The sequence below is a fragment of the Chryseobacterium daecheongense genome, from assembly GCF_003729955.1.
Lineage (GTDB): Bacteria > Bacteroidota > Bacteroidia > Flavobacteriales > Weeksellaceae > Chryseobacterium > Chryseobacterium daecheongense.
The window spans coordinates 390,060-403,311 of sequence record NZ_RJTX01000002.1; the positions used below are offsets into that span (position 1 = coordinate 390,060).

The following is a 13,252-nucleotide window of genomic DNA, read 5'->3' on the forward strand; positions in this document are numbered from 1 at the left end:
AAATGTCATTCTGAATGAAACGAAGTGGAATTAAGAATCTATCGACAAGTTATTGATAGAGGATAAGAGATTCTTCGTCAGAAAGACAAAGTGAAAGATAAAAGGCAAATTTAAAAAATCACTATCTTTGTACTCACAAACCCAAAATAACAGACATGTAGGATACAGTTTCTTTCAGATTTAATTGAATAATAACCATTCGAGTTATTGAAGTTTAACCTTAATTAAGAAAGAAATCATGCTTTTTCTACATCATATATCCTTTGGGTTTCCCGCGGGAAATCTGCTTTTTAATTCTATAAATTTAACGATACCACCTCATACCAAATCTGCTTTGGTCGGAAGTAACGGCATGGGAAAATCTACCTTACTGAAATTGATTGCCGGCGAAATTGAACCTTTGGAAGGAAATATCAATATTCAAGGGGATCTGTTGTATGTTCCGCAAATGTTCGGGAATTTTAATCACCTGACCGTTGCCGAATGCCTTACAATCGATAAAAAATTAGACGCCCTTCAAAAAATTACCAGTGGGGAAGTGGATGACATCTATTTTGAAACGTTGAATGACGACTGGGACATCGAAGAACGCTGTCAGAACGCCTTACAATACTGGAAACTTGAGAATGAAGACTTGTATCAAAAACTGGGAAGTTTGAGCGGTGGTCAAAAAACAAAAGTTTTTCTGGCAGGAATTCAGATCAACCAACCGGATATTATCTTACTGGATGAGCCCACGAATCATCTGGATCTGAAAGGACGGAACCTGCTTTATGATTTTATAGAGAAAACAAGTTCTACTGTTTTAATGGTAAGTCATGACCGTAGTTTGCTGAATCTGACGGATACTATTTTCGAACTGAGCAACCAAGGGATTTCCATATACGGCGGGAATTATGATTTTTATGCCGAACAGAAAGCCATTGAAAATGAGGCGCTGCAAAACGATATTCATTCCAAGGAACGGGCGCTGAAAAAGGCCAAAGAAAAGGAACGTGAAACACTGGAAAGAAAACAAAAGCTCGATGCAAGAGGAAAAGGAAAACAGGAGAAGTCAGGCGTGGCGAGAATCATGATGAACACGCTCCGGAATAATGCAGAGAAAAATACTTCCAGATTAAAAAGCATTCATGCCGAAAAAATCAACGATATTTCCGGGGATTTGCGGGAATTGCGTTCGTCTGTAAGGAATTCTGACCAGATGAAAGTTAATTTTAATGATTCGAATCTGCATTCCGGAAAAATTCTGGTTTCTGCGGAGGAGATTAATTTTAAATATGGGGAAGAAAATCTCTGGAAAGAGAATCTCAGTCTTGAAATCCGAAGTGGTGACAGAATTTGCATCAAAGGTTCTAACGGCTCCGGAAAAACAACATTGATTAAATTGCTATTGGGAGATTTGGAACCATCTGCAGGGAAAATTACCAAAGCAGATTTTCAAACGATTTATGTTGACCAGGAATATTCTTTAATAGATGGAAATTCTACTGTATATGAGTTTGTCCAACAGTTCAATGGCAACGCCCTACAGGAATCTGAAGTGAAAACCCTATTATCCAGATTTTTATTCGGAAAAGAAACGTGGGACAAAAAATGTGATGTTCTGAGTGGCGGAGAACGTCTTCGCATCCTTCTGTGCGGACTTTCCATCAGTAATAAAGCTCCGGATATGATCATCCTCGATGAACCGACGAATAATTTAGATCTTCAAAATGTAGAGATCCTTACAAATTCTATCAAAGATTATCATGGGACTTTGCTGATGATTTCGCATGATGAGGTTTTTGTGGGGGAGATTGGGGCTGTGGGTGAGGTTTTGTTGGAATTTTAATTATTATTTGTCACCGTAAAATTTAAAAACGAATGATAAATTATTCAATTTTGTCATTCGTTTTTTAATATAATTAGTATTTTAATTAGAAATTTTATTAACCGTCAGATTCATATAAATAATCATTTAATTTATTAGGTATTGTTAAAAATTTTGGATTATTTATTCTTATATCTTCTTTTATCTTGATGAAAAAATTCTCATCGAAAAATAATTTGCTAGATAAGTTATGAATCATTCTATAATCACTGAAGAATTTATTGTCTTCCCATGTTTTTCCATATCCCGAAACCCAATTATAGAATAACATAACTTGTTCAAAATTGCTGAGTTGAGCTCTGAGTAATTGTAAATATTTTCTTTTATTTGTATAATCAATAATCTTATTATCATAGTTAACAACGAATTTAACTGTGTGATACAAATGCCTGTAGTAATGTCCTAGATTATTTTCATGTCCTTCAAATAATGGAAATGTAGATTTAATAGTAATACCATCAATTTCAGATGGTAGTTTGGTTTTAACTGTTCTATCTATAAATTCAGTTTTATGTATATTTTTAATTGCTAAAAGTTCATTAAAAAATTTATCCTCTTTTTCTAAACCGTTGAAAAATGTTTTATATGCTTCATCAAAAGCTACTTCTTTATCAGAATTAATTTTTAGAATGGTTTTATAAGCAATTTCTAATTCATTTGAGAAATAAATAAATACATCTCTTCCCTTTATTTCGCTGTAAGATTTAGTCCAATTAATATGTACTCCAGCTGAAGTCCTATTTGAAACTAAAGTGGTTTGTTCGATTTGAATTTCATTTACATTTTCTTTATGTAATCTTAGCATTTCATAAAAATGAGATTCAAATTGTTGAACTTTAAATTGATTAGTAATTTGCTTATTAGCAACAAATTGAATGTAGAACGCTAAAAAGGTTATAAAAGCTGCGCTTAAACCTATTATAGGATTCATAATTCCTCCAAAATAGTCACCAAATTCATTAGCGTCTAAAATCCTCTTGTTTGATATTAAATAATTTTTATAATCTATTGAGCATTCTGTATTTATGAAGTAACTAGTTAAATAAAAGCTACAAGCAAATAGTAAAAGAATGCTAATAATTGCGAGAATAGTTGTAATTGTCTTATCGAATTTCATGGATGTTAATTGTTTTAATTCTAAATATATATAATAATATTATTAATAAAAAAAGGGAAACCGTAACCATTTCCATACACACCCAAAAAATAAAATTCCTCACAAATTTGCTCACCCAATTTTTTAAAAGTAATTTTGCACGAATCTAAAAACAAAAGTAAAATATGTCAACTTACGTAGTTGTAGGTCTTCAGTATGGAGATGAAGGTAAAGGAAAAATCACGGATGTTTTATCGGCAAAATCGGATTATGTTGTACGTTTCCAAGGGGGAGACAATGCAGGTCATACCGTTTATGTAGGTGAAGAAAAATTTGTGTTGCACCTTCTTCCATCGGGAGTTCTTCAGTGCAAAGGGAAATGTATCATTGCGAACGGAGTAGTGGTCAATCCTAAATCTTTTATTAAGGAGGTTAATCAAATTGAAAGCAAAGGCTTAAGAACAGACCACATTTTTATCAGCAGAAGAGCGCATGTCATCATGCCTTACCACATTTTGCTGGATACGTACCGTGAAGAAGAGCACGGAGGAACACAAATCGGAACTACCAAAAAAGGAATCGGACCTTGCTATGAAGACAAAATTGCAAGAGTGGGGATCAGAATGGTAGACCTTTTAAATCCTGAAATTTTAAGAGAGAAAATTGAGAAAAACTTAAAAGTTAAGAACTCTCTGTTTGAAAAATATTATGGAAAGCCAACTTTAGACGTTGAAGAAATTTACAATGAATTTTTAGAGATCGGGAAACAGCTTCAGGACAGAATCGTTGATACAGAACTGGAATTGAACGAGGCGATCCACGAAGGAAAAAATGTTTTATTCGAAGGAGCTCAGGCGTTGATGTTAGACATCGATTTCGGAACATATCCTTACGTAACTTCATCTTCTCCGTCTACAGGAGGAGTTTGTACAGGAGCAGGAGTTCCGCCGACATCTCTTCAAAACCTAATCGGTGTTGCGAAAGCATACTGTACGAGAGTTGGAAACGGACCTTTCCCATCTGAACTTGATAATGAATTAGGCGAGAAGATCAGACAGATCGGTCATGAATTCGGAGCAACAACAGGAAGACCAAGAAGAACAGGTTGGTTAGACCTTGTTTCTTTGAAGCATGCTTGTATGATCAACGGAATTAATAATCTTGTCATTACAAAATTAGACGTTCTTACAGGAATTGATACCTTAAAGATCGCTACGAAATACAAAACGGAAGACGGAAAGATCATCGATTATTTCACATCTTCAACAACCAAGCTTTACGATTACGAAGCGATCTATGAAGAGCTTCCGGGTTGGACAGAAGACATCACAAAAGCAAGAAGCTATGATGAACTTCCTGCCAACGCTCAGAAATACATCGAATTTATTGAGCAGTACTTAGGAATCAATGTTTACCTTGTTTCTGTAGGACCTGAAAGAAGCCAGAACATCATTAGAAAAGAATTATTCTAAGATAAAAAAGAAAATCCTGCGAAAGCAGGATTTTTTATTAGGTCTCGTTGTTGGAAACAGTGCCTGAAGAAGAAAGTGAAATTTTTCTTACGTTAACGGGTTGGTTGATATAGTTCGGTCTTCTGGCGGTATAAAGCCGTTTTTTTTCAATTCTGGTAATGCAGACTTGATCACTTTGATTTCCTCCCAATACATGGAAGCAGGTGGAATCTTCACCCACATACAAGCCGACATGTCCGCCGCCGTTTCGGATGAAAACCAATACATCGCCTAACATGGGAGTAGGAGTGTGTTTCCCGAAATTTCCCCAGTTCAAGGCCCATAAAGGATCTTTAACGATCTGTTTGGAGCTTCTTTTAGCCACTACCGCCATAAAAAGTCCGCACCAGGGAATGGAATCGGCATTATAGAATTTCTTAACGCCATTGAACATCGGGTCTTGTCCCACTTCCTGTGCCCAGGATAAAATAGTAGCATTGTTGGCGGTGCCGGGAACTTCCGTAGTGCCATAAAGGTTTAATGCTTGTTTGATCATGATAGGCCCGTTCTCTTTCACAAGCCATTCATATTGTTTTGAAAGTGCCATGGTTACAAGTGTTTTAGTTTTTGGAATATTTAGCGTATGCTTTTGCAAGCTTTTCGTCATACTTATTGAGCTTGTAGCCGCCACCATTATATCCTTTGGCAAAATTCGCCCAGTTTTTATTTTGCAGATGAATTAAAAGCCCGTTCTTTTCAAGGAATTTTCCGAATGCTTTCAAATGTTCCCCTTCATTGATCTCCATTTTGGAAACAAATTCATTCACATCGAAATATCCAAGGTTTTTAGCATGGAATCCCATAATCTGGAATGATCCCCACGAAGCGGAAGATAATGCCGCATCTTTAAATTTCGGATCGTTTCCTAATGAAATGGCTTCATTGAGCCTGTCATACTCTTTTACACCTCCCTGATAGTAAATTTTAGTCCATTTCGGATATAAAACATCTTTATTATTGGCATTATAATAAGAGCTTGGATCAATTCCTCTTTTCTTAAGCTCGCTCCAGAAAACATGACCTTCAAACAGGATTTTAGGTTTATTATTGATCAGGAATCCTTTTCCGCTGCTTTCAATTTCGTTCACAGCTTTTACGGCAGCTAATTCAAGTCCGTATTGATTGGCAAAGCCTATCAAATCACTTTCTTTTAAGAATTTATCAGTGGAGCTTATGGAGCTTACCGGAGCAGCCGTTTTTTCAAGAAGCATTGTCCAGGTTTTTACGCCAACAATTCCATCCACTACCAAAAAGTTTTTCTTTTGGAAATCCTTTACAGCAGCATCTACCTCCAAAGTAAAAGAGTCAGAGATCTTAATATTATATCCTAGTTTATACAGAAGTTCACAAAGGGTGAGAACTTCCGGGGATTTTGTATAATATTTTAAAAGTTTCATGGTTTTAGTTTTTTAGTTAAAGTTTCGGTTACGAACTATTGAGTTTCAGGTTGATATTCTTATTCAACATCCAACTCTTTAATCATCAGTATAAATACTCCTACTGGTTCATAGGTATTTTAGGCATTCTTTCACAGATCATCCCGATCAGGAAAAAAGACTTGAATTTCACTTCCTCTCTCTGAAGTTTATATTCCAGTGTTAATGGATTCGCATTGGTGACACTGAAATTCTGTTGCAGTACAGCATAATCATCAATTCTGAGCTCAATACTGTAATCTCCGATAGGGATAAACTGATTGATGATTCCTATTTCATTGGATTCGATCTCAAAAATCCTGTTGTTATTCGTTCCTTTGATCGAAAGAGCACATTTATAAATGGGTTCGTTATTCATTTTATCAAGAACCTTGAACTGAACATTCGCTCCGGTAGGCGGTGGCGGAGTTGTTGGGATCGGAGTGGTTGGATACTTGGGTCCCCATGTTCCCCAAGGAACTTTTATAGGAGTGGGAGTAGGGGTTACAGGTTGTGGTGCCGGTTGTACCGGACTTGCTCCATGGGTTGCAGGTATCTTGATTCCGCCCATCATTCCACCCAGATTGATTTTATTGGCAAAAGCAGTGCTGGCTGCGGCTTTCATGGCTTCAGGTGCAGGTTCAGCGGCTGGTTTTACGGAGAAGTCATTAACGGGAGCCATTTTTACCGTTTCAACGGCAGCTGTTTTCTTAGCCATATAATTAAGCTGATCGGATTTAATGGTCTTCACATTGGTAATGGCTTTCAAAAACTTTTGATTGTTATTTTTATTCACAAAAACCTGTTGCTTCATCACCAGCGGACCGAAATATACCAGCTGATTCGGATTGCTTATCGCTTCACTATTGACAGCCGGATTCAAAATGATCTTAAGGTTTTTCATCAGCATCATTGTTTTAGGGAATGCCGGAAGCTTGAAATCATTGGAAATGGTTTGTCCGTCTGATATTTTTTTAGGCTCATTCCATTCAAATAAGGAAGAAAGCATAAAGTTTTTATTAAACCAGCTTCTTTTTAAATGCACGAAAGAGTATTCAAGTTCCACCGCTTCAATCATGCTTTCGTCATAATCGATGGAGAGAATTTCAGAAGGCAGGTTTTCCGTAGCATTCTTAGCTTCAGAGTGTAATCCTTCCAACTCGGATTTTTCAATTCTCATGCTGTTCCATCCTGATTCGTTTTCCATAAAATCGTACGGAATGAAATTAATATCATGGATCGATGCGTTATTGATTACATCGGTTTTTTCTGCGGCTTCAAAAGTATTTTTGGCATTTTGAGCCATGGCTACATAAAGATCTGCTTCCGTTGCTTTGTTGATCTTGGCAAGCTCTTTTTCAATGATATCTTTATAGCCTTTTACTTTCCATTCGGAAAAGGTAAGCTCTTTTATATTGTTAAGGTGGATCAGTTGATCGTTCCAGTTGTTTTTTTCTTCATCTGTGTCCAATCCGTCAAACAATTCCAGATGGGTAGTAATATTGTTGACTGCCGTTTCATGATTGGTTCGATACTTTTTATAAGCTTTAAATTCTTTAGTATCGTTGTTTTTTGCATCAAAAAGGATCGTACTTTTAGTTTCTAATACTTTATCCAGGTGTTCTTCAATATTTTTTAGATTATTTTTTTCAAGAATATCTCTATAAATATCAAACAGGGAATTGTTGGGATTCAGGTCCCAGAAATTGGAAGAAATAGGTACAGAATTAAGCTCGTAAGCCATATTCTGTTTTTTAATAATGGAGAGAGCTTTTTTTTGCTCATCATTAAGCAGGCTTTGAGGTTTCAGTAATTCAAGTTCTTCATTTTCATAGATTCTCAAAGAAGGGCAGATCATCGGTAAATCGTTTTCCATAGAGCTTTGAGACATATAAATGTTTTTCAGCTTTTGGTAAACGGCAATAAAATATTTCATGGCTATTAGTTTAGGTATTAGTTTTTGGAAATAACCGACAGGAAAAGCTCCTGCCGGTTACTCTTTATAGAGAAGATATTATGATTTTCCGTCTGTCCATTTCTTGATCTCCGGATTTGGATTTGGAGATTTTGGAACTACATGGCATTTGTAACCGATGATGTAGATTCCATCAGAAGTTAACTTTTTACCATTCCATTTTGCATTGGATTTTACATCCTGGTTGTCATAGCTGTAGCTGCCTCCGAATACGAAAGGCCCGATTCCCACAGCTGCTCCTGAGGTCACTGAATTTTTAACATCCGTGAAGGCAGTGCTGTTATTGGTAAAATCCAAAGAAACATCTTTTGCGATGATCAGTTCCGTAATGATAGAAGGCATTAATCCTTTTCCTTTACCGTCACTGATCATATCTCCGTTTAGTGTTTGCGGAGACTGCTCATGTAATTTCCAGTATTTGGATTCTACGAACTGTTGGTTGAACCAGCCTCTTTCCACTCTTACTTTTCCTAATTTGAAAGAAATCTTCATATTAGTATAGTCTGTGTTGATCTTAGTTTTTTCATGTTTTCCACCAGCTTTGGCTCCGATGGAGAAAATACCCATGCTGAATCCTGCAGCAGCTCCCCAGTTATGAACTGTTTTGGAATAGTCGTAATTAGACTCTCCTTCAGTAATGGTAATGGTCGGCCATCCTTTAGATTCTTTCAAGGCATTAGCTGCAACAGGAATAGAAGGAGAATAGTTGGTGTAATCCAATACTCTTGTTCTTTGGCTGTTTCTGAACTCAGATTGAATTCTTTTCTTGATGACAAGCATATGCTTTTCTTCAATTTCGCTCAGATAATTCTGGATTCTTTCTACAGCTTCCTTATATCCTAAAGACTGCCATGCTTTTAAAGCCGCATCTTCACGTTTTTTCATGTTTTTACCGTCGATGGAAAGCTTAGCCATGGCTTCAGCATCTCCATTGTCAGCAGCAGTTCTGATTTCGTTGTTGGCATCTACCACATCATAGTATTTCATTTGATACTCGATGTATTTAGCATAAGTAGGAGATACGAAAGTATGGAAGATTTCCGGCTTATTCATATCGTCTACCGGTGCATTTTCATCAAAATCCGGATTTTTTACTTTTTTAATTTTGAATAATTTATCTCTTAAAGAGTCCAGTTTCTTTTCAACCTTTTCATCAAACTGAGTATCAACAACTACAGACCATTGTAAAAGATCTTCATATACTTTAGAAACTCTTTTCTGAGAGTCATTCATGATGCTCATGATCGTCATTGATCTTCCATTTCCGTCCGGTGTAAGAGGTGGCAATTGAGAAGGAATAACATCTACCATTGCAGCAAACTGCTCCATTTGAAGGTACTTTCTGAATTTGCTGTTAGATAAAGCATTTTGGTATGCTTCCATATCCACTTTAGGATTTCCGTTAGCGTCAAGAATGGGTTTTCCTGTTCCATCTAACATTGGTTTTGGAGAAGGTGCGTCTCCGAAAAGCCCGTTAAGTGCATAGTCAAAAGTGTCTTCAGAAAGAGTAACCCCTACCGGATCAAATGCAATGAAATCATCTGGTCCTAAAGAATCAGGATTTCCTCCGTTGGTTACAGTGTCATAAACTTGCTTTAATAGCATACTCATTAATGAGTTGGATTTTGCTTCTTGTGTTAAAGTTGGCATAATTATCAGTTTTTAAATAGTGCTTACTCTGTTAGGTTTTCAGCTTTCCCTTTTTGTTATTGTTTTGTATGGTACAAATGTATTTCGGGTTCAAAAAAAAGATCTCAGTATTTTTCCGATTTTGGGGATGTGGTTTTTACTATTTTTTGATTTATGTTGAATTTTTAAAAATTTTTAATGGTTATGAATGTTAAATAAAAATTGCAATTACCTTATTGTTAATAGATTATTATTGTATACATAGTTAAATTAGATGGGTTGGTATAATTTTTTATAAAATGATGATGTTTTAGTAAAGTTTTGGCAAATATTTTGATATTGGTATAATACTTATTGATAAGGATTGAAAAACTAATAATCACAAGTATTAACAGTTTAAATATTTACTAGTGATGAAACACCTACACCAAAACCAGGAATTTCGCTTGAATGAAATTCTTTTTGAGCACCGTAACAAGGAATATGGTGCCTATGTATTAAGAAATGAATCAGACAGACTACTAACGAAAGCACTCTTTGTAGGTGTTGGTTTATTGGCTGCCATTTCAATTACGCCAATGATCATCTCGGCATTTAAAACAGTAGAACCTGTTCCTACCGGACCTGTTTATGTTTTGCCTCCACCTGTGGATGTAGAAACGCCTGAAGTAACTCCACCTCCGGTACAGCCTGTTCAACCAACTGCTCCGGAACAACAGACGTTTAACAGTGTGGTTCCTACCCCTTCAAGTGATGCTCCTGATACACCGGTTAAGGATATACCGGAAACAGCTAAACCCGGACTTGTTGATAATTTTAAGCCTGAACCCAATACATCAGATACATATACGCCTCCAATTTCAACTACGGGAACAGGACCTGCGGTTCCTTATGTGAAACCACAACCGCCAGTGGAGAAAAAAGATCCTAAAGAAATTGAAGTACCTGCTGTTGAAGCGGATTTCGAGGGCGGAATCAATGTATTCAGAAAAAAAGTAACTAATACCTTCGATGGATCCGGTTTTGAAGGAAGTGGAAAAACAACAATTACCTTTATAGTGGAGACTGATGGAACGATTTCAGGAATCAAAGCCAATGGAGAAGATGCAGATTTCAATAATGAAGCAATCAGAACTATTAGATCTATCAAAGGAAAATGGATTCCTGGAAAAAATAAAAAAGGAGAAGCTGTAAGAAGCTATTTCAAATTTCCAATTTCCATGAAATTTGAATAATATTATTAAATACAAATCTTGAACAGTTATCCACAAAGAGCTATTTTTTGTGGATAATTTTTTTAAGATATAAAAGACTTATTAACAATATTTTAACTCAATTTAGCTTTCATCGTTCACGAAGAGCAAAGAAAAAAAGTGTATTTTTGAAGCTTAAAGTTCTAATAATGGCAAAAATCATAGGTATCGCTAATCAAAAGGGGGGAGTTGGAAAAACAACAACAGCTGTAAATTTAGCCGCAGCATTAGGGGTATTGGAAAAAAAAATATTAATTATTGATGCTGATCCGCAGGCGAATGCAACATCAGGTTTGGGAGTTGAAGAAGTTCAGTATTCCACATATAATTTATTGGAGCATAGTGTAGATACAAAAAGCTGTATCCAGAAAACGAGTACACCTAATCTGGATATTGTTCCGTCACATATCGACCTGGTAGCGGCAGAAATTGAATTGGTGGACAAGGAAGACCGTGAATATATGCTTAAGCAGGCGTTGCAGAGCGTAAGAGATGATTATGACTTCATCATTATCGATTGTGCACCGAGTTTAGGTTTGATCACTGTAAATGCACTTACAGCAGCAGATTCAGTAATTATCCCAATCCAGTGTGAATATTTTGCATTGGAAGGATTAGGGAAGCTTTTGAATACCATTAAAAATGTACAGAAGATCCACAATAAGGATTTAGATATAGAAGGATTGCTTCTTACCATGTATGACAGCAGATTAAGATTGTCTAACCAGGTAGTGGAAGAAGTTAATGCGCACTTCCCTGAAATGGTTTTTGAAACCATCATCAGCAGAAATGTAAGATTGAGCGAGGCTCCAAGTTTCGGAGAAAGCATCCTGAATTATGATGCCGAAAGTAAAGGAGCGATCCAGTATATTCAATTAGCGGAAGAAGTGCTGTTGAAGAACGAAAAATTAGTAAAAAATTAAAATTAGCTTTAAGCCATAAGCTTAAAGCTTGAAGCATAATATGAAGGACAAAAAAAGAGCTATGGGACGTGGTTTAGGTGCTATTTTAAGTGCCGAATCCAAAGCAACAATCAACTCTGCTACAGATGAAGGAGCAGATAAATTTGTAGGGAATATCGTAGAAGTATCTATCGAGGATATCTATCCGAATCCCACCCAGCCAAGAACTTATTTTGACGAAAAAGCATTAAACGAACTTGCCCAGTCTATCAAGAACTTAGGCGTAATTCAGCCTATTACTTTAAGAAAAGACGGAGAGAAGTTTGAAATCATATCCGGGGAAAGACGTTACAGAGCCAGTAAATTGGCTGGTCTTACCTCTATTCCGGCATACATCCGTTTGGTTAACGATCAGGAATTGTTGGAAATGGCTCTTGTGGAGAACATCCAGAGAGAAGACCTGGATTCCATCGAAATTGCATTGACGTATCAGAGGCTTTTGGATGAGATTGGAATGACTCAAGAAAATCTTAGCCAGAGAGTAGGAAAAGACAGAAGTACAATTACGAACTCGATTAGATTACTAAGATTAAGTCCGGATATCCAGAATGCGATCCGAAGCGGTGAGATTTCCGCAGGACACGGTAGAGCTATCATAAGCTTGGAAAATGATGAACTACAGCAAATTCTTTTTGATAAGATCATTAAAGAGCAGTTGAATGTTCGTCAAACCGAACAGGCCTCCGCTCTTCTTAAAAATCCAAAATCACCCGCTGCAAAAAAAGCAAAGCCGGAATTATCGAACAATTATAAAAGAGCTCAGAAAACAATTGCTGATATCTTGGACGTAAAAGTGGAGATCAAAACCTCCGGAAATGGTAAAAAAGGTAAAATTGTTCTGGACTTCAAAAATGAAGACGAGCTGGAATATATTTTATCCCATATTAAATAAATGAAAAAAATACTTTTCACATTTTTCTTATGCCTGTTCGTAACAGCATATTCACAGGTTAATCCCAATGATACCATTCGGGTCGAATATCATCCGAAAGACAGTATTTCTGCGGCAAAACCTACCAAATCCGAACCCCAGATTATTGCAGATCTTGAAAGTGCGAACGGACCCACAAAACAGACCCTTAAACTGAATCCTACAAAAGCAGGATTATATTCTGCAGTTCTTCCGGGATTAGGACAGTATTACAACAAAAAATACTGGAAAATTCCAATTGTTTGGGGAGCTGTGGGAGCAGGAGTAGGAATTGCGGTCTGGAATGATAACCAATACAAAAAGTACCGGGAATATTACATTGCCAAATTAAACGGAACTCCTAACGAATTTGTTGATAGCCACCCTAACTTGGATAAAGTGGCGCTGGGAAATGCCCAGGACAGGGCAAAAAGACAAAGAGATTATGCTATTGCCTTTACGGCGCTTATATATATACTGAATATAGTAGACGCAGTGGTAGATGCTCATCTTTATGAAAGCCGTCATGACCCTGATTTGTCTCTAAATCCCGCAGTAATCCAGGATCAGTATGGAATGGCACCTCCTAAAACGGGCCTAAGTTTAAGTTACAGATTTTAAAACAGAAATA

11 protein-coding genes are annotated in these 13,252 nt (G+C 36.6%); 6 read left to right on the forward strand and 5 right to left on the reverse strand.

Going from position 1 to position 13,252, the window contains the following annotated elements; translation table 11 throughout:
- Positions 1 to 238: 238 nt before the first annotated feature.
- Positions 239 to 1,831: a ribosomal protection-like ABC-F family protein gene (gene abc-f / locus EGI05_RS10255; RefSeq protein ID WP_123262962.1), complete on the forward strand. Its 1,593-nt coding sequence runs from the start codon at positions 239 to 241 to the stop codon at positions 1,829 to 1,831.
- Positions 1,832 to 1,928: 97 nt separating this feature from the next.
- On the opposite strand, the gene EGI05_RS10260 is transcribed toward abc-f, so the two are convergent.
- Positions 1,929 to 2,987 carry a putative phage abortive infection protein gene (locus EGI05_RS10260; RefSeq protein WP_123262963.1) on the reverse strand — a complete coding sequence of 353 codons (1,059 nt, stop codon included), beginning with the start codon at positions 2,985 to 2,987 and terminating at the stop codon, positions 1,929 to 1,931.
- Positions 2,988 to 3,151: 164 nt separating this feature from the next.
- Between EGI05_RS10260 and EGI05_RS10265 the strand changes: the two genes are divergently transcribed.
- Positions 3,152 to 4,438, forward strand: coding sequence for an adenylosuccinate synthase (locus EGI05_RS10265; protein ID WP_123262964.1), 1,287 nt, complete (start codon positions 3,152 to 3,154; stop codon positions 4,436 to 4,438).
- Between the two features lie 37 nt (positions 4,439 to 4,475).
- Here EGI05_RS10265 and EGI05_RS10270 read toward each other — a convergent pair whose 3' ends face one another.
- The 4 genes from EGI05_RS10270 to EGI05_RS10285 form a co-directional block, all read right to left on the reverse strand.
- Positions 4,476 to 5,024 carry a TIGR02594 family protein gene (locus EGI05_RS10270; protein ID WP_123262965.1) on the reverse strand — a complete coding sequence of 183 codons (549 nt, stop codon included), beginning with the start codon at positions 5,022 to 5,024 and terminating at the stop codon, positions 4,476 to 4,478.
- 13 nt (positions 5,025 to 5,037) lie between these two features.
- Positions 5,038 to 5,874 (reverse strand): N-acetylmuramidase domain-containing protein, encoded by an 837-nt coding sequence (locus tag EGI05_RS10275; protein WP_123262966.1) that lies wholly within the window; start codon positions 5,872 to 5,874, stop codon positions 5,038 to 5,040.
- Between the two features lie 100 nt (positions 5,875 to 5,974).
- Entirely contained in the window at positions 5,975 to 7,828 is a 1,854-nt protein-coding gene (locus EGI05_RS10280) for a hypothetical protein (RefSeq protein WP_123262967.1), read from the reverse strand.
- 78 nt (positions 7,829 to 7,906) lie between these two features.
- Positions 7,907 to 9,517 (reverse strand): hypothetical protein, encoded by a 1,611-nt coding sequence (locus EGI05_RS10285; RefSeq protein ID WP_123262968.1) that lies wholly within the window; start codon positions 9,515 to 9,517, stop codon positions 7,907 to 7,909.
- A gap of 392 nt (positions 9,518 to 9,909) precedes the next feature.
- Here EGI05_RS10285 and EGI05_RS10290 point away from each other — a divergent pair, with 392 nt between their 5' ends.
- The 4 genes from EGI05_RS10290 to EGI05_RS10305 all read left to right on the forward strand — a co-directional run bounded on the left by EGI05_RS10290 (position 9,910) and on the right by EGI05_RS10305 (position 13,242).
- Entirely contained in the window at positions 9,910 to 10,731 is an 822-nt protein-coding gene (locus EGI05_RS10290) for an energy transducer TonB (RefSeq protein ID WP_123262969.1), read from the forward strand.
- A 167-nt stretch (positions 10,732 to 10,898) separates the two neighbouring features.
- Positions 10,899 to 11,672, forward strand: a complete 774-nt coding sequence (locus EGI05_RS10295) for a ParA family protein (protein ID WP_123262970.1) — start codon at positions 10,899 to 10,901, stop codon at positions 11,670 to 11,672.
- 40 nt (positions 11,673 to 11,712) lie between these two features.
- On the forward strand, positions 11,713 to 12,603 hold the full coding sequence (locus tag EGI05_RS10300) for a ParB/RepB/Spo0J family partition protein (protein WP_123262971.1): 891 nt from the start codon (positions 11,713 to 11,715) through the stop codon (positions 12,601 to 12,603).
- Complete coding sequence (locus EGI05_RS10305) at positions 12,604 to 13,242, forward strand: DUF5683 domain-containing protein (RefSeq protein WP_123262972.1); 639 nt, start codon at positions 12,604 to 12,606, stop codon at positions 13,240 to 13,242. It begins immediately after the preceding gene.
- The last annotated feature ends 10 nt before the right edge of the window (positions 13,243 to 13,252 follow it).

Bases quoted from the DNA above. Each gene is read 5' to 3' on its own strand.
- EGI05_RS10275 (WP_123262966.1), bottom strand. From the start codon at position 5,874: ATGAAACTTTTAAAATATTATACAAAATCCCCGGAAGTTCTCACCCTT.
- EGI05_RS10295 (WP_123262970.1), top strand. From the start codon at position 10,899: ATGGCAAAAATCATAGGTATCGCTAATCAAAAGGGGGGAGTTGGAAAA.
- EGI05_RS10290 (WP_123262969.1), top strand. From the start codon at position 9,910: ATGAAACACCTACACCAAAACCAGGAATTTCGCTTGAATGAAATTCTT.
- EGI05_RS10270 (WP_123262965.1), bottom strand. From the start codon at position 5,024: ATGGCACTTTCAAAACAATATGAATGGCTTGTGAAAGAGAACGGGCCT.
- EGI05_RS10300 (WP_123262971.1), top strand. From the start codon at position 11,713: ATGAAGGACAAAAAAAGAGCTATGGGACGTGGTTTAGGTGCTATTTTA.
- EGI05_RS10285 (WP_123262968.1), bottom strand. From the start codon at position 9,517: ATGCCAACTTTAACACAAGAAGCAAAATCCAACTCATTAATGAGTATG.
- EGI05_RS10265 (WP_123262964.1), top strand. From the start codon at position 3,152: ATGTCAACTTACGTAGTTGTAGGTCTTCAGTATGGAGATGAAGGTAAA.
- abc-f (WP_123262962.1), top strand. From the start codon at position 239: ATGCTTTTTCTACATCATATATCCTTTGGGTTTCCCGCGGGAAATCTG.
- EGI05_RS10305 (WP_123262972.1), top strand. From the start codon at position 12,604: ATGAAAAAAATACTTTTCACATTTTTCTTATGCCTGTTCGTAACAGCA.
- EGI05_RS10260 (WP_123262963.1), bottom strand. From the start codon at position 2,987: ATGAAATTCGATAAGACAATTACAACTATTCTCGCAATTATTAGCATT.
- EGI05_RS10280 (WP_123262967.1), bottom strand. From the start codon at position 7,828: ATGAAATATTTTATTGCCGTTTACCAAAAGCTGAAAAACATTTATATG.